Source organism: Desulfatitalea alkaliphila, from assembly GCF_022968795.1.
GTDB lineage: Bacteria > Desulfobacterota > Desulfobacteria > Desulfobacterales > Desulfosarcinaceae > Desulfatitalea > Desulfatitalea alkaliphila.
Map to the genome: position 1 here is coordinate 73,395 of NZ_JALJRB010000017.1, position 16,147 is coordinate 89,541.

Sequence of the window (16,147 nt, forward strand, 5' to 3'; positions counted from 1 at the left end):
GGGTGATCAAGGACCGATTTGCAGCGGTCCCAACTCCAGTTCGAAGGAGAGGCGGCCGGGCCGGCTGACGGTGGTGCGGCGTACCAGGCCCGAGGTTTCCACCGAAACGGGGATATTGTACAGGCGCGTCACCCTGTCCTGGTGCAAGGTGTAATAACCGGCCACCACCCCCACATGCCGAGCGCCCGCCGCGCGATCCATGGCATGGACCGTCTCCTCTCCCGGATGGACAATGAACCGTTTGGCGGTCGCCACGCTGTGGTCGAACAGATCGCAGGCGAGCAACTTGTAGATCCCCTCCAGGTCCTCGGCCAGCAGGTTGAAGGTGTTGGGGTCCCTCAACTGGTAGGTGCACAGCACCAGCGTGTGGGGTGCCCCGTCGTCCAGGTTGAGTTGTGGATCGGCCTTGACCCGCATTTCGATGGCCTCTTTTTCATAGCTCCAATCGGGTGCGGGCGGCGGCGGCGAGGCGCAGGCCGACAGCAAAAGGGTCAGAATGAACAAGACGTGGCAAGCGCGATAGGGCATGATGACACTCTCCTTACTTGCGGGTGATTTCCTGGCATTGTTTTTCGAATTCCCTCAGGAAGTCTTCCATGAACCGTTCCGAATCGAACCAGCGTTGGATGCGGTCGATCTTTTCTCTCAAGATGTCGTGGTCTTCCGCTTTGCGCAGCGGGCCGAGTTTCAGACCGCCGCTGCGTTCGGCGGCGACGGTCTCTTGACTCACGGCGTTGAGGACCTGGGCGAACTTGGTCTTAGCGGCGGCCTTGAACGCTTCGTGGGTCAGCAGGAAGGCGTCGTTGATGCGACGAATGTGGGCTTCAAGGGAAAGCTGCGCATCTTCGCCTTCCATGTGATCACCGATGAAATGCCGGATGGTCTGCGATCCGTCGTCCTCGCCGGAGAAAACGGTGTCGATCGAGGCGATCAAACGGTTGAGGGCATCGAAGATGGTGTTCATCGACCGTCCCAGGCGCTCGAGCATCTGGTCCGCTGAAAGCTCACCGGGTGCGAAGCGGCGTCCGAGCAACAGGCCGCATATCCGGTTCAACACCGCTTCGTCGGTCGCCATGTCGTCGCCTTCGTGCCTTGGTTCGAGAATTTGCAAAAGGCTTATCAAGGTTCGGCGGCCCTGCGCAGGGGAGCAGCCGGCCAAGCGCTCCTGCAAGAGGGCTTCGATGGCCCGGGGGGCATCGGCGGGGTCGCCGGCGTGCAGCGCGCGCAGATCCTCGGCCAGTTGGGAAGCGTTGGCGGTGCCGGTCATGGCTTCGATTTCCGGTTGGCGGATTGTCGTGGCTGGATGATCACCGTTTCGTCCAGCGGGTCCTCTTCCGATTCAGGGTGCGGCGGCGGCTTCGTATTTTCTCCTCCGGAAGCCGGCGGCTGCGGCCTGACGGCGGCAGGCTGCCCGGGCGTGCCGCCCTGGCCGATCAATACCGTGGCCTCAAGATCGTCTTCCGTATGCACCGGTGGTCCTTCAGGCGGCGCCGGTGTTGCAGGCGGTGCGTTGTTCGGCGACTGCCGGGACGGCTCGGATGACAGTAAAACAGTGGCTTCCAGGTCCTGTTCCGCGGCTGTCGGCGGGCTTTCCGGGGACGCCGGTGGCGCGAGTTGCGCCTCGCTCGGCGATGGCGGGCGCGATGCACCGGTGGAGAGCAATACAGTGGCTTCCAGGTCCTCTTCCGCCCCGGCCGCCGGGCGCCCGGGAGACACCGGTGTTTCAGGTTGCGCAGCGGTCGTCGCTGGCTGCCGGGGCGGCTCGGATGGCAGCATGACCGTGGCCGCCACGTCGTCAGCGGATCCGTATGCTTTGCCGTCCCGGGCGTCGGTGGTGCGCGCTGGGGACGGGGGTGGCTGCAATGCGGGTGGCGCTTCGGTCGCGTTCAGTGGCGTCGATACGGCGTCATGATCTTCCAGAATGACGGTTTGCATGAAATCGCCTTCGCTGTCGGGCAAAGGGTGCTCGGGTACGGCAACCGATTCCGGTGGATGTTCCGGTGTTGCCGGCTCCCGGGGCCAGCGGGACAGCACGGCGCGCACGACGTTGGCGATTTGGCGATCCTGTGGCATCTCCGTGGACTGGGTCGCAGCGGGCATCGGGGCGGTCGTCGCGGGTTGGAACATCCAGCGAAATGCCTGTTGCTTGAGGTCCGCCAGTGCCGTCGCGAACTGTTCATCGGACCAGTCGCCTTCGGCATTGTGGCCCGCGCGCAGCGCCGACAAGGCGAGATCGAGGGCGCCTTGCCACATGTCGCGGCAGTCCGGGGGCAGTAAAAGGGAATCGGCAGGGGTGAACGAGCGGCCTGGATCGAAGATCGGCTCGTTTTGCCACGGGTCGCTTGCGGCGGCATCCGTCAGCAGGCGTTGCAGCGCCTGCCGCACTTCGTGTGCGCCCTGTTGGTCGTTGGCCAGCAATATATGGAAAAAGGCGGTTCCCAAAAAGGCGCGCGAACGGCAGCGGGCCAACATGCCGCTGCCCGGGGTGATGTCCGGTCTGCCAACGGTGTCGACCCATTGCAGGCCGAAATTCCAGAAGACGGGCAGTCGGGCCGCCAGCTCGGGCAACGACACCCAGAAGCTTTCCAAGGATAGATCGACGACCGGTCCTTGCCAATCTTCGGTGGTCTGCGCCAGCAACTGGTGGATCGTTTCGACCAGGGTCAGTTTCAGATAGAAAGCCTCGGCGAAGCGCTGCGCCGGTTGGCTGAACAGAAAACCGTCGTTGGCGCTGAACCGTTCCTGAAATCGCTGCAACTTGCCCAGGCGTCCGGTTTTACGATCTTGCTTGAGTCGCGGGGCGAGCGCCTCTGCGCTGCGGTTGGAAAGCAGGGCGCTGAATTCGAGCAAGTTCAGGTCGGCGGCCGAACGAGGCAGGGTATAAAAGGGATGGAAGCAGAGGGCCGCCATGCGTTCATGCACCGCCGTGGCCGGCCCGTAGCATTCGCCGGAATGCTCACAGCCGATGCACGGCAAGTCGTGCGCCAAATCTTCCCTGGCCAGCAGGCGGCTGAACTGTTCCATGAGGGCCTCCGCACCCCGCAGATGCGCGGGCGGTGCCTCAGGCAGGTGGCGTGCATAGAAACGCGGCGGTTCCGCAGTGGATGCACAAGATGGACAATAAAGATAGCGCTGCAGGCCCGCGCTGAAGGCCGGCAGGCCGGCGTCGGACAGGCAACGGTCGTCGCGGCAGAGGGTCAGGCCGTCGCCGCAGGTCGGGCAGAGGGGATGGGCGAAGCGTTGTTTGAAGGCGCAGTAGAACAGGGGGCGCCACGGCAGTAGGCGCTTTTGCCCGTCCAGCTGCTCCGGCCAGGGCGGCAACTCTTTTGCCGGCGGCGCTTTGACTGCCTTGCCGGCGGCCGCTTGCCACAGCCTTTCGATATCCGGATTGGTCAAGCCGACCAATTCAGAAGCCGCTTGGGGGTAGGTGTCCGGCTGGATCAGCAACAACAGGCGCTGCAAGGCGGCGCTTTGACCGGCGTGGAGGGAAACTTCAACCAGCGCGGAAAACGCTCCTGTGCCTTCCATGGTGGCCAAAGCGATGCCGGGGCCGTTGCCTTGGCGTTGCACCATGGGCAACCGCAGTCGTAGGCCGCGGGTGCCCGGATCGAGATAGGGTAACAGCGAAGGCGTCATGGAAGGACCTGTTGCAGCCATTGCGGAATTGGTCACTCACGATGTCCGTTTGTTTGTGGTGGCGTTTGCGATGATGGAATTACCCGGTTACCCAAGCTGTTAGAAAAACTATAATAAAATCGAGGGATAGTCAAGGCGCAAAACCGGTCGGGCCCTTTCCTGGAGCGCTTCGGCCAAACTGCGACCCCGGTTCAGTATCACCGCCCCTCTTTGCGGCCGCGCCTCCCTTTGTTTTAGGACTTTTTCGGTTACTACGGTTTATGGAAATAGCGCCTCGGCGGCCTGTTCAGCTGCGCTGAGCCAAGCGCTGGGATTGTCGACGGGGGCGTCGGCCGTTGCGGTGTTGAGAACTCGGCCGGTGCCGACATCGACGCGGCGCACATCCAAGCGCAGGGAGGCTCCGATGGCCTGGTAGGCACCGAAGACCATTTGCCGGGCCCCGATGATACGACCCAGTTGCAGGCGGGTGCTCGCATCGGCCAAATCGGAGCTGCCGATATGCAACTCTTCCATGACATCGAGCAGCCGTTGCCTTTCAACCACCTGATAGTCCGCCCGGCCCTCCAGGTGGGCGGCGATTTGCTGCGCCATCAATTCGCCCATGCCGATCCGATCAATGGGGTGCACGCTCAGGTCTTCCAGATCCCAAACGGCGACTGCGATGGGCCGTTGATCGCGCACCGGTGCGCCGGCGCTGCATGCCGCCAGCAAAAAGAGCGCGACCAAAACCCATGCCTTGGCGCGCAGGTTGACCTCAGCTTTCATCGCGGCCTCCCGAGGCAACCGCGGCGGGCATTATCTCACGAATTTGGTCGTCCATAACCAATGGTCGGTCTTGTGCAACCACCCGGGCGTAACTCAAGTCCGGTTCCACGCGCACCACCTCCAGGCGGCCCACGGTTTTCATGGCGCCGCGTAGCACGCGCCCCCTGTAGGTCCGCTCCGCGCCGGGTTCAACCACCGCGAATGCGCTGCCGACGGTGACCCCCTGGTTTTGGCCCAGATTGATCATTGCCTCCCGGTTTTCCATTTCGACGATGTAGCCTTGCAGGGGGTAGCGCTCCATCACCATTCTGAGAATGTCCCGATTCAAGTCGAACAGTTGCCGTTCCAGATCCGTTTGACCGGTGAGGCGATGGGCGATGGTTTTGGCGATGGCGGAGGTTTCGGTGTCCACCAGCCGCAGGTGGAGCAGAGTGCTGTCCGGCGTGTAGAGTAGCGAGCCGGTGCCGATCAGCTTGGCGGCCAACAGGCGGCCCAGTTGCAGGGCGGTTTCAGGATCTGCCAGTTCGGATGATCCCAGATTGAGTTCGGACAGCAGGCGTTCCATCACCACCCGTTCCACCACCTGCACCCGTCCCGATTCGGCCAGCAATTCGCCGAGACGGGTGGCCAGTACGATGGAAAGGCCGTCCCGGCTGGCGAGCCCGCCCCGCTCCTGGATATCCACGAAGCTCAAGATCAATGGCCGCGAGGTCCACTGATCTTCGGGACGGTCCGTTTTTTGGGTTTGTTGCCGGCGATACCGTTCCACCAGATCGCCGACCAGTTTGTCCATGCGTTGGTTTCGGGCGTTGTCCTGCTGCAGGGCGATGATCTGCTCGGCTTTGCGTGCCAGCACCGCGGCGATGGTGTCCGACTGGTCCATGGCCAATGTCTTGCGGTATTCGGTCAGGGCTTTGTCCCAGAGTCCCTGTTTTTCGTAGGTCACCCCTTTGTTGGAGGTGGGCTCCAGGTAGTAGGGATCCATGGCCACCGCATTGTCGAAAAGCTTGCGGGCCTCGTCGAATTGGCCTTGCGCGGCGTACAGGCGTCCCAACTGGTTGAACGCTTCCGCCTTTTGAAAAGGCGCGCCTTCGGGCTGTGCGGCGGCCGCCTGGTAAGCGGTCGCGGCCGCGGCACGGTCGCCCTTGGCGATCAACAGATCCCCTTTGACCTTGTGGGCCACCACGCGCTGCGGTGCCTTGCGGGTCACCGTCTCCGCCATGGCCAGGGCCTGGTCCGTTTGCCCCTTGCGGGCCAACACGACGGCCTGCCCCTCCTGGCCGATCACGGCCGCGTCGTCGTCGCGGGCCGCGAGCTGATCGAACATCTTCTGTGCTTCATCCGTTTCGCCCCTGGCCAGGGCCGCATAGCCGCGGACCGCTTGGGCATCGGCATTGGCCGGATCCCGCTGGATGGCCGCTTCGGCCATGGCATCGGCCAGTTGCGGTTGGTCGCGGTGAATCTGGCGTTCCGCCAGGCGGGTCAGCATCACCTCGATGGTGGCCCCGCCCCCCTGGAAGTATTCGAGCACTTCGCGTCCCGGACCCAGCACGCACACCACCGGCAAGACGGTGGTGGCGCCGTATTGTCGACTGACCTGCTTTTCGTCCAGCAGTACCGGAAATTGCAATCGGGCGTTTCGGTTGAAGCGGCGCACGGCATCCTGGTCGGAGCGGCTGACGCCCCAAACCGTCAGCAGCCGATCATCGTATTGCCGCAGCAGCCGGTCCAGAACCAGCAACCCCCCCTGGCTGGCCTCCGAAGTGGCATCGAAAAAATATAGAATCGTCATCCGGCGCCCATCGATTTCCGACAATGCATGGGAACGACCATCCAAGTCGATGAGATGGAAGGCCGGTGCCTTTTGGCCCGATTCGAGTCGGCCGAAGGCATTGCCGGCGAGGCAGAGACCGATGGCGATGCAGACGGTGAAGCATCCCAATAAGATAGGCCGGTTGACACGCATGATGAATCCCCCTTTGTTATGGCGGCCGCAAGCGATGCTATTGCTTCGGCCACAACGTGATGTTCAACGGTGTTTCTCCTTCTGCGTCCACCTGCACTTGGGCCTGCCATTCCAGATACCCTTCCAGGTCCAGTCGCAGCTCATATTTGCCTTGCGGCAAAGCCAAATCCATTGGCGTACGGCCTTTGTGACCTTCGTTCACGTAGATGTCGGCCCCCGGTGGCTCGCTGGAAACCTTGAGCAGGGACAGTTCGGCGGCCTGCAGCGGGGTGGCGGTGTTTCCCGGTGCCGCATTTCCGGGTGGTGCCGATGCGGTCTTGTCGACGGCGGAAGAGTTCGGTTGGCGGCCCATGGCCCAATACCCTCCCGCAACCAGCAGCACCACCAGCAACAAGCCGAACGCCGGGACGAGGCGTCGGGATGAAGCGCGCTTTCGCGGCGTGGTTGTTTTGCCCGCCGGCGCTTTCAGGGCGGCCAACGCTTCCGCCAGCGCCGCCGCCATCTGCTCGCCGGTCTGGAAGCGTTCCGCCGGATCCTTGGCGAGGCTTTTGAGGATCAGGCCGGAGAGCGATTTGGGCAGGAACGGGTCGACCTGCTCCGGCGCTTCGGGGGTCCCGCGGGTGATGGCGTGGAAGATCGCGGCGATGCTGTCGCCGGTGAAGGGCCGCCGCCCCACGACCATTTCGTACAGAATGACACCGAGCGAGAAGAGATCCGAACGCCCGTCGACCGATTGGCCCATCACCTGTTCGGGCGACATGTAGAGCGGTGTGCCCAGGATTTCCCCCGCCTGGGTCTCCTGTCCCGCAGCGGCCTCTTCGATGCGGGCGATGCCGAAATCGGTCAATTTCACTTGCCCTTCGGCGGTGATCAGGATGTTGGAGGGTTTGATGTCCCTGTGGACAATGCCCTGCCGATGGGCGTAATCCAGCGTCAAGGCGATTCGGCGGGCCAGGTCGATGCTGCGGGCGGCGTCCGGGCGATCGTTGCGGATCACTTCGTTCAGGGGCACGCCCTCCAGATACTCCATGGCGATGTAAATGGTGCCCTGGTCTTCGCCGGCATCGTAGATGGTGACGATGTGGGGGTGGGACAAGCGGCCGATGGCCCGTGCTTCTTTCAGGAAGCGGGCGACGAAAGCGTCGCTGGTCACCCGGTCGGGGCGCAACACTTTGAGCGCGATCATGCGGTCGATCTGGGGGTCGTGTGCCTTGTACACCACCCCCATGGCGCCCTTGCCCAGCTCCTCAACGATGCGGTAGCGGCCGTAGTGTGCATCCATGTTCAATGGTTCTCCAGAAATTGGACCAGGGTCTCCAGCGGGATCAAAAAGCCGATGGCATCGGCGCCCCGGAATCGGCCCTTGACCACCGCCGTCAAGCGGCCCTCGGCATCCAGAACGGGACTGCCGCTGCTGCCCGGCTCGACCACCATGCGGGCCTGCCACAGGGGTGCGCCGGCAACCTGGCGCGGTGGACCGTCCAGTGCTCCCCGGCGCACGGCGCCATGACCGTTGACCGGGCACCCGAGTACAAAAAGGGCGCCGCCGGGATTGGGTAGAAACTGTCCGTTATGGATTGCGACAACGTTCTCCATGGATATCGGTATGCGTATCAATGTCAGGTCACGGTGCAGGTCCAGCGCCACCACTTGGCCCGGGACGGAGCGGCCGTCGGCCAAACGCACCTCAAGGGCCTGGTGCGCGCGCAGGTCGTGGGCCGTTGAGACGATGAGGCCTTGCCGATCAATGGCAAAGCCGCTGAGTTGCACCGTTTTGCCTTCCCTTTCGGCGAGGATGCAGACGGTGGCCGACAGCGCGGATAACACGGCTGTCGGCGTAACGTCTGCATCGGGGCATTTGCGCGTCGGCACGTCGATATAACTGTCGAGGTGGCGCCAGAGGGGTGTCCACACATCATTGTCCGGGTGTTCCGGCGCCACCTCGATGCGTGTGCCCAACGGAGAGTGCATGCGCAAACGAATGGTGGCCCGCAGATCGTGGCGTTGGACCTCGAAGCGAATTTGTTGCGCCTCCCGGGCGGTGTCCAGAGTGTGAAACCCGTTGGCGGCAAGCCAGCCGGTGACGGCCGTGGCGGTTTCCAGCATCGGCATCATGTAGATGCGATGTGCGGCGGCCGGTTCCGTCGCCGAAGCCGCGCACGCGATCCAGTTGATCAGCAAAATCGCCGTAAACAGCTGAACGGATTTTTGCACCATGGGCTTTGCCACCCTTCGGGCGCCTGAGGCGGTCCTTTTGACCCAGCATGCCGATCCATGACGGCAATGTGGATGAAAAGTCAATTTCATTTTAAATATTATGAGTTGCGTCGAGTGTCAACGCCGGGATCGTGTCCAATCGTTGCTGCCTTCGATCATCGGCGGGTACCGCTGTTATCAGCTGTTATCAATGGTTGCGCCACCGGACCGGATGTGGTATCGATGAAGCAACTTTTTGATTTAATGGCATTAAACTTGCTCATGATTGGGAGTGTGGTTCGGCCCTTGGGGCCGATGTTTTGAACGACATCCTTTACTCCAAAAAGTTGAATGCGCCCCTATGGTACAACCACCGCAGATCGTTGTTCAGTTGGTACACATCCAGGGTCCCTTGAAGGGCAGTATCCAGGAGTTGTCCGACGGTGAAATCAAAATCGGCCGCCATCCGGATTGCCAGGTGCGTTTCGCCAAGGAAGAGGTGACCCTTTCCCGTATTCACGCCATCATCGTGCGGGAAGGCAACCGCTTCAAAATCGTCGATCAGAGCACCAACGGCACCTTTGTCAACGGCGTCCGCGTGCCGGAAGCCTATTTGAAGGATGGCGATGTGCTGATGTTCGCCGAAGGGGGGCCGAAAGTCAGCTTCTTGACAATGACCGCTGCCGTCGCAGAGCAAGCTTCTCAAGCAACTCCGAAGGGTTTACCTGACGCCGGCGGGCGCGGGCCCGAACCCGCGGCCGCGGTGGCCCCGTCACCGCCGGAACCGCCGCCTGCGCCGCGGCCACCTCAACCGTCGCCACCGGTGCCGCCGCACGCGCATGAGGCGCCGGTCGATCCGCCGGCGGCACCGGGACCGGTCGTCGCACCGGTCAAGGTGCCGCTGGCCATTCAATATGGACCCACCATCAAATCCTTCGCCCAATTGCCGGTGGTTCTCGGCAGCGGCGCCGCCTGCGATTTCGTGATCGGTCATCCGGCCCTGACCGACCGGCATGCGCAGATCTTCTTTCACCAGGACCGTTACTGGATCAAAGACCTTTCCGGAACCGGCGCCCTGTTGGTGGACGATCAGGCGGTCGCCGGCGAAAGCGCCCTCGGGCCGAATGCCGTGATCGCCTTGACGTCCCGCGGGCCGTGGTTCCGTTTTCTCGGCGGCGGCCGGTTGGTCGAAATCGAAGGGTCGCCACCCGGACCCGATACGGACGAGGGTCCGCCGCGGCAGGCCTCAGACACACCAACCACTGACCGAGGGCCGCAAGAAGGCGGCGGTGGGGGCGGCAAGGGCGGTTCCTTGTTTAAAAAATTGTTTTCCTGAGATGGTGCCCCGAAAGGCCCGGGAGGCCTCCCTGATGGGCGTGCCCGTCGCTTTTTTTTAAAAGCTATCCGTCACCTGCAAAGCGGCAAACTTTCCCTTTCAGTGCCCGGTTACAAATAATTGATGGTTGGATACAGGGGGACGGCATGATAATGATGCCGGTGGTGTGCGACGGATTGCGTTGCGGTTTTGCAGGATGGGTGGGGACTCAAGATCGGGCAGGGCCTTTGACCGTGGTAAGATGAGAGGGCCGACAGTCGCCGTGGAGCACCGGCCTCGGTGGATGCCGTTACAGTGGTGATGATCGGTATGCCAGGGGTTGTCCGACACTTAGGATCTTGCGCCCCTCGCAGGGAGATAAAAACATGGGTTTACCGGTCAAAGACAATCAGGTGGAAGCGACGCCGATTCACCTGTTCGCTGAAAGCGCTTATCTCAATTACGCCATGTACGTGATCATGGACCGCGCCTTGCCGTTCATCGGCGACGGCCTCAAGCCGGTTCACCGGCGCATTTTGTACGCCATGTCCGAGCTGGGGCTCAAGGTGACGGCCAAGTTCAAAAAGTCGGCCCGCACCGTGGGTGACGTACTGGGCAAGTTCCATCCCCACGGCGACACCGCCTGTTACGAAGCCATGGTGCTCATGGCCCAGTCCTTCTCCTACCGTTATCCGCTGATCGAAGGACAGGGCAACTGGGGTTCCGTGGACGATCCCAAATCCTTCGCAGCCATGCGTTACACCGAAGCCAGGCTCTCTGCCTACGCGGAGAGCTTGCTCGCCGAGGTGGGCATGGGAACGGTGGCGTGGGGACCCAATTTCGACGGCACCCTGGAGGAGCCCTTGGCCCTGCCGGCGCGGCTGCCCAATCTGCTGCTCAACGGTTCCAGCGGGATCGCCGTGGGCATGGCCACCGACATTCCGCCCCACAACTTGAACGAGGTGGTCCAGGCCTGCATCGCCCTGCTGGATGATCCCGATGCCGATCTGGCGACCCTCTGCCGGCACATCCAGGGTCCCGACTATCCCACGGGTGCCGAGATCATCACGCCGCGGGAGGACATACGGGCCATTTACGCCGGCGGCCGGGGTTCTATTCGCCTGCGAGCCACCTGGGTGATCGAAAACGGGGACGTCGTGGTCAACGCGTTGCCCTATCAAGCATCGCCGGCCAAGATCATCGAGCAGATCGCCGCCTTGATGAACGCCAAGAAGTTGCCCCTGGTGGCCGATGTGCGGGACGAGTCGGACAGCGAGGAGCCGGTGCGCTTGGTGATCACGCCGCGTTCCAACCGGGTGGACCGGGAGGAACTGATGTTGCACCTGTTCGCCGTCACCGACCTGGAACGCACCTGCAAGGTCAACCTCAACATGATCGGCCTGGACCGCAAGCCGCGGGTCAAAGGGTTGGTGGAGATTCTCAACGAATGGCTGGCCTATCGCCGGGAGACGGTGCGGCGCCGGCTCAGCCACCGTCTTGAACGGGTGCAGGATCGGCTGCATGTGCTGGCGGGGTTGATGGTGGCCTTTTTGAACCTGGATGAAGTGATCCGCATCATTCGTACCGAGGACGAACCCAAGCCCGTCCTGATGCGACGATTCGATTTGACCGACCGCCAGGCCGAAGCCATTTTGCAGCTGCGCTTGCGACACCTGGCCAAGCTGGAAGAGCGCAAGCTCAAGGAGGAGCAGACGGCCTTGGCGGCGGAAGAGAAGCAGATACAAGCCATTCTCGACTCGCCCGCACGCCTGCGGAACCTGATCAAGAAGGAGTTGACCGCCGATGCCCGTCAGTACGGGGATGCACGGCGCACGGCCGTGGTCGAGCGGGAGGAGGCCAGGGCCATCGCCCAGACCCAACTGGCACCGGTGGAGCCGGTGACGGTGATTCTTTCGGAACAGGGCTGGGTGCGTTTGGCCAAAACCCATGAGGTGGCGGCTGAAACCTTGTCCTACAAAGCCGGCGACGGGTTCCTGGCCGTCGCTCGCGGCAGGAGCAATCAGCCGGCGGTGTTTCTGGACAGCACCGGGCGCAGCTACATGAGCGCCGTGAACGACTTTCCCTCGGCACGCAGCAACGGCACGCCCTTGACCGGCCTGTTCAAAACCCCGCCGCAAGCCCATTTCGTGGCGGTGCTCATGGGGAGCGCGCAACAGCCGATGCTCATCGCCGGCGATGGCGGCTACGGGTTCGTCACCGTCCTGGAAAGCCTGCACACGCGCAACCAGAAGGGCAAGGCGTTTCTCACGCTGCCGCCCGGCAGCCTGCCGTTGCCGCCGCTGGAGATTCCCGAAAGCGAAACCCCTTTGCATGTCGCCGCCGTCACCCTGCAGGGGCGTTTGCTGATCTTTCCACTGGCCGACCTGCCCGAGTTGCCCAAGGGCAAGGGCAACAAATTGATTCACATCCCACCCCGGGATCTCAAGGAAGGCGCCGACCGGCTGCTGTTTCTGCAACTGATGGGCGAAGGCGATAAGTTGGTCGTGCATGCGGGAAAGCAGTTTTTTGCCTTGACCGGCGGCAATCTGCAGCAGTTCATGGGGCAACGGGGCAAACGGGGCAAACAGTTGCCCCGGGGATTCCAACGGGTAAGCGCCTTGACCGTGGAGTAGCGACTACCCCCCGACCCGTTTGCGCAGCCGGCGCACATCGCCGATGCGGATGGTCAGTTGGGTGGTGTCGAAGTGCTCCAATAACGGGATCAGATACTTGCGCGACAGCCCGGTCATCTCTTTGAACCGGGGGGTGGCGATCTCTTCGTTGGCCGTCAAGTGGTCCACCAGGGCTTGTTTCACCTGCTCCAACGGCGCGTGGTGGTAGTAAAGCTCCTCTTTGACTTTGACCATCAATCCTTCCTTGACCAATAGCGACAGCACCTGGCGGGCTTGCTCCAAAGGGGTGTCCAACTGTTGGCAGAGGTCCTTGAAGTAGGGGGGGGCCAATTCCGCCCGGAGGTAGGTGTCCAGAATGGTTTCGCGCAACGCTTGCTGGTCGACGCCCAGGGCCACCCGGTGATCGGCCAGATGGACCAGGTCGTCCTGCTGCGCGACGGTGCCGTCCTTGACCATCTGTTGCAGTGCCAACAGGTACAGTTTGCTGTCCACGGCAGGCGGCAGCTTGGATTTCAACTCCTCCTTGGGCATCCCGGCCTTGAGCGGGTTTTTTTGATGATAGGCGCTCAAATGGCCCGTAATGGCCCCTTGCAGTTCGGTGAATGCTTTTTGGTGGACATATTGGCGTTTCTCGCGGTCGATCAGGATAGCCCCTTTCTGGGACATCATTCCCTGCAGCACCCGGTCCAGTTGTTTTTCAGGCAGGTTGGCCATGATGCGCAGGTCGTTGAAGTTGCGGCCGGCGAAACCGGCGGTCTCCAGGTGGTAGGTGACGATCTGTTCCGGCGGCCCCTCCGCCAGGGCAGCGAGTCGGGATACGACCTCCGGCCGGTTGCGCTTGTGTTTGGGGGCCACGGGGTTGAGTACGGGGCCGCCACCGATGGTGCGCACGGGTGAATAGCTGCGCAGCACGAAGCGGTCGTCCCTGACCAGGGTGACCGGCGTGTCCAACCGTATCTGGGCGACGGCTTGTTCGCCCGGCGCCAGCTCGTTGCGGTCCAACAGCACCACCACCCCCATCATTTCGGCGGTCCCGGTGTGGAAACGCACACGGGTGCGGTTTTTCAGCGCACGGCTGTTGCCGGCCAGGTAGGTGAGCACCACGTCCACCATATAGCTGGACACCAGCGAGTGGGGCATGGCGATCACGTCGCCCCGCTCCACCGCCGCTTTTTCCAACCCTTGGAAGTTGATGGCCGTGCGCATGCCGGCCTCGGCCGTCTGCACGGTTTGGTTGTGCACCTGCAGCCCCCTCACTTTCGAGGTCTCCCCCGACGGGTAGAGCATCACCCGATCGCCCACCGCCACCTTGCCCGAGGCGAGGGTGCCGGTGATCACCGTGCCGAATCCTTTCATGGAAAACACCCGGTCCACCGGCAGGCGAAACAGCCCCGACGCGGATCGGGCAGGGATTTCGGCGGCGATGCGGTCCAGGGTTTGGATGAATTCGGGCAGGCCTTGCCCGGTGACCGCCGAGGCGGGTATCACCGGCGCACCTTCAAGGAAAGTGCCGCGGGTGAATTCGGCCACCTCCTCTTGCACCAGAGCCAGCCACTCTTCGTCCACCATGTCCACCTTGGTGAGCACCACCAAGCCGTGATGAATGCCCAGCAGGGTGCAGATCTCCATGTGCTCGCGGGTCTGGGGCATGATGCCCTCGTCGGCCGCGATCACCAGGGCCATGATATCGATGCCCGTCGCGCCGGCCACCATGTTTTTGACAAACTTTTCGTGGCCCGGCACATCCACGATTCCGATGCGCTGGCCGCTGGGCAGTTCCAGGGAAGCGAAGCCCAGCTCTATGGTGATGCCGCGCAGTTGTTCTTCCTTGAGCCGGTCGGTGTTGACGCCGGTCAAGGCCTTGATCAGACTGGTTTTGCCGTGGTCGATGTGCCCGGCGGTGCCCAAGATGATTTGCTTCACGGCCAATCCACTCCTCATTTAACGATGGTGTTGCTGCCTTGGCGGATGTACGCGATCACTGTCGGCGGCGGAAATACTATTTCTTCTTCCGGCCGTGAAGCGATTCGGTGACATAGGCCATGGCCACCAGGATCACGCACACCCCCACGACGAAAAGTGTGGAGGCCTGGGGAAAGAACAAGCGGGTAACGATGATGCCGAAAAAAACGCCCAAACCGGCGCGAATGATGAACACATGCATGCGGGTCACGGCAATTGCTCCATTTTAATGGGAGGGGCGGCGCACGATGCGCAGTTGGCACCGCAGCGGCCCGATGGCGATGATGTCCTGGTGCTTGAGCGGATGGGATGTTTTCACCGCTTCCCCGTTTACCTTGGGCAGCAGCCATCCGTTGCCGCGGTTGAGGGTATAGCCGGCGCCCTTTTTTTCGATGGTGGCCGCCGGTGTACCGGCGAACCACGCCCGCAAGCCCGTCAGGCGAATGTGGGCATCGGGGTTCTTTCCGATGGCCACCACCGGATCGGTCAATTCGAAATCTTCCTTGCGGGTGGAAAGAAAGGAGAGATAGTCGAAGCTCAACCAGGTCGGTTCGGCCTGGTCCCGCTCCAGTACAATGGTCTGATCGGCATCCGAAGCTGCTTTGGAACGAGCGATCAATTGCTCGGCATGGGTGGCCGCAAGGGACAGGCTGTCATGCAGGTCCACGATCAGGATGTGTTTGCCGACGGTGATCCAATCCTGGTGGCTCAGCGGCGTTCGGGTGATCTTTTCGTTGTTGACCAGGGTGCCGTTGCGACTGCCCAGATCGGTGATGATCAGCTTTTGTCCATCGAAGTTGACCTTGGCGTGGTGGGCCGATACCAGCATGTTGTCGACCACGATTTGGTTGTCCGCGCTACGGCCGATGGTAACCGGCTGTCCCGAAGCAACGCTTTGATTGCCAAGCACCCTGTTGTTCAACGTCACGATCAACCGCGCCATTTCCGCTCCTCATTGCGTTTGTGCTTGTGATGGATATAAGTGCTTAAAATCATTGTTTTGCAAGGTTGTCAAGGGAAGGGTGGCGACGGTCGGTTCGCGGCGCTATCCATCGATGGTTTTGACCACCGCTTGTTGCAGGGCTTGAAAATGGCCCCAGAAAGAGTGGTCGGCGCCCTGGATTACCTCCATGCGGGCCGCCGGACTCCAGAAGGGCAGGGCGGTGCGGATACGGGCGGGGGGCGCCAGGTCATCCAAGTCGCCGGCGAACACGCGGGTCAGCCCCGGTATGGGGGACCGGTTGCCGAAATCGATGAAGGCCACCGGTGGGGCCACCAGCAGGATTCGGTGGGTATGCCGGGTATGGGCGCGGGACCAGCAGGCGATCACCCAGGCACCGAAAGAGTAACCGGCCAGATCGACGCGGTCATATCCCGCCTGTCGCAGAAAGTCGATGGCCGACTGCAGATCGTCTTGCTCGCCGGCGCCGTCATCGAACTGGCCCGTGCTGCGGCCGGTGCCGCGGAAATTGAAACGCAGCGCGGTCCAGCCTTGCCGGGCGTAAGCTTCGACCAGCGCCATCACGACGCCGTTGTCCATGTCCCCGCCGTAAAGGGGGTGGGGGTGAGCGATGATGGCGGCCCGATCATTTGCCTGACGGTTGATGCGGGCCTCCAGGACGATATCGTCGGCTTGGAGGGTGATCGGTTGATCCATTGGCCCTGCTCCTCCAA

Annotated in this window: 13 protein-coding genes; 2 read left to right on the forward strand and 11 right to left on the reverse strand. The window is 62.4% G+C overall.

The genetic code is table 11. The annotated features are described in order from the left end of the window. Window positions 1-6 precede the first annotated feature (6 nt). From tssJ to MRX98_RS14575, 7 genes are all read right to left on the reverse strand, one after another. Window positions 7-528 (reverse strand): type VI secretion system lipoprotein TssJ, encoded by a 522-nt coding sequence (tssJ, locus tag MRX98_RS14545; RefSeq protein WP_246911048.1) that lies wholly within the window; start codon window positions 526-528, stop codon window positions 7-9. 13 nt (window positions 529-541) lie between these two features. Beyond that, window positions 542-1,267, reverse strand: coding sequence for a hypothetical protein (locus MRX98_RS14550; protein ID WP_246911049.1), 726 nt, complete (start codon window positions 1,265-1,267; stop codon window positions 542-544). Further along, window positions 1,264-3,636, reverse strand: a complete 2,373-nt coding sequence (locus tag MRX98_RS14555; protein ID WP_246911052.1) for a hypothetical protein — start codon at window positions 3,634-3,636, stop codon at window positions 1,264-1,266. The genes MRX98_RS14550 and MRX98_RS14555 overlap by 4 nt, the downstream gene beginning before the upstream one ends. A 258-nt stretch (window positions 3,637-3,894) precedes the next feature. After that, entirely contained in the window at window positions 3,895-4,401 is a 507-nt protein-coding gene (locus tag MRX98_RS14560; RefSeq protein WP_246911053.1) for a CsgG/HfaB family protein, read from the reverse strand. After that, the gene (locus tag MRX98_RS14565; protein WP_246911055.1) at window positions 4,391-6,367 is read right to left on the reverse strand and encodes a tetratricopeptide repeat protein; all 1,977 of its coding nucleotides are present in this window, start codon (window positions 6,365-6,367) and stop codon (window positions 4,391-4,393) included. Before MRX98_RS14565 ends, MRX98_RS14560 begins: the two co-directional genes overlap by 11 nt. A gap of 37 nt (window positions 6,368-6,404) precedes the next feature. After that, entirely contained in the window at window positions 6,405-7,649 is a 1,245-nt protein-coding gene (locus tag MRX98_RS14570) for a serine/threonine-protein kinase (protein WP_246911113.1), read from the reverse strand. Window positions 7,650-7,651: 2 nt separating this feature from the next. Then, window positions 7,652-8,584: a S1 family peptidase gene (locus MRX98_RS14575; protein ID WP_246911057.1), complete on the reverse strand. Its 933-nt coding sequence runs from the start codon at window positions 8,582-8,584 to the stop codon at window positions 7,652-7,654. A 340-nt stretch (window positions 8,585-8,924) separates the two neighbouring features. On the opposite strand from MRX98_RS14575, the gene MRX98_RS14580 reads away from it, so the two are divergent. Both MRX98_RS14580 and parC read left to right on the forward strand, forming a co-directional pair. Then, window positions 8,925-9,899, forward strand: a complete 975-nt coding sequence (locus tag MRX98_RS14580) for an FHA domain-containing protein (protein WP_246911060.1) — start codon at window positions 8,925-8,927, stop codon at window positions 9,897-9,899. Window positions 9,900-10,264: 365 nt separating this feature from the next. Beyond that, window positions 10,265-12,511 (forward strand): DNA topoisomerase IV subunit A, encoded by a 2,247-nt coding sequence (gene parC, locus MRX98_RS14585; protein WP_246911061.1) that lies wholly within the window; start codon window positions 10,265-10,267, stop codon window positions 12,509-12,511. A 3-nt stretch (window positions 12,512-12,514) separates the two neighbouring features. Here the strand turns inward: parC and selB are convergent, their stop codons facing one another. The 4 genes from selB to MRX98_RS14605 form a co-directional block, all read right to left on the reverse strand. Continuing rightward, window positions 12,515-14,434 carry a selenocysteine-specific translation elongation factor gene (selB, locus tag MRX98_RS14590; protein ID WP_246911063.1) on the reverse strand — a complete coding sequence of 640 codons (1,920 nt, stop codon included), beginning with the start codon at window positions 14,432-14,434 and terminating at the stop codon, window positions 12,515-12,517. 76 nt (window positions 14,435-14,510) lie between these two features. Next, window positions 14,511-14,684 (reverse strand): hypothetical protein, encoded by a 174-nt coding sequence (locus tag MRX98_RS14595; protein WP_246911064.1) that lies wholly within the window; start codon window positions 14,682-14,684, stop codon window positions 14,511-14,513. Between the two features lie 15 nt (window positions 14,685-14,699). After that, entirely contained in the window at window positions 14,700-15,416 is a 717-nt protein-coding gene (locus MRX98_RS14600; RefSeq protein WP_246911071.1) for an FHA domain-containing protein, read from the reverse strand. Between the two features lie 102 nt (window positions 15,417-15,518). Beyond that, on the reverse strand, window positions 15,519-16,130 hold the full coding sequence (locus MRX98_RS14605) for an alpha/beta hydrolase (RefSeq protein ID WP_246911072.1): 612 nt from the start codon (window positions 16,128-16,130) through the stop codon (window positions 15,519-15,521). Window positions 16,131-16,147 lie beyond the last annotated feature (17 nt).

Bases quoted from the DNA above. Each gene is read 5' to 3' on its own strand.
- tssJ (WP_246911048.1), bottom strand. From the start codon at position 528: ATGCCCTATCGCGCTTGCCACGTCTTGTTCATTCTGACCCTTTTGCTG.
- MRX98_RS14550 (WP_246911049.1), bottom strand. From the start codon at position 1,267: ATGACCGGCACCGCCAACGCTTCCCAACTGGCCGAGGATCTGCGCGCG.
- MRX98_RS14555 (WP_246911052.1), bottom strand. From the start codon at position 3,636: ATGACGCCTTCGCTGTTACCCTATCTCGATCCGGGCACCCGCGGCCTA.
- MRX98_RS14560 (WP_246911053.1), bottom strand. From the start codon at position 4,401: ATGAAAGCTGAGGTCAACCTGCGCGCCAAGGCATGGGTTTTGGTCGCG.
- MRX98_RS14565 (WP_246911055.1), bottom strand. From the start codon at position 6,367: ATGCGTGTCAACCGGCCTATCTTATTGGGATGCTTCACCGTCTGCATC.
- MRX98_RS14570 (WP_246911113.1), bottom strand. From the start codon at position 7,649: ATGGATGCACACTACGGCCGCTACCGCATCGTTGAGGAGCTGGGCAAG.
- MRX98_RS14575 (WP_246911057.1), bottom strand. From the start codon at position 8,584: ATGGTGCAAAAATCCGTTCAGCTGTTTACGGCGATTTTGCTGATCAAC.
- MRX98_RS14580 (WP_246911060.1), top strand. From the start codon at position 8,925: ATGGTACAACCACCGCAGATCGTTGTTCAGTTGGTACACATCCAGGGT.
- parC (WP_246911061.1), top strand. From the start codon at position 10,265: ATGGGTTTACCGGTCAAAGACAATCAGGTGGAAGCGACGCCGATTCAC.
- MRX98_RS14600 (WP_246911071.1), bottom strand. From the start codon at position 15,416: ATGGCGCGGTTGATCGTGACGTTGAACAACAGGGTGCTTGGCAATCAA.
- MRX98_RS14605 (WP_246911072.1), bottom strand. From the start codon at position 16,130: ATGGATCAACCGATCACCCTCCAAGCCGACGATATCGTCCTGGAGGCC.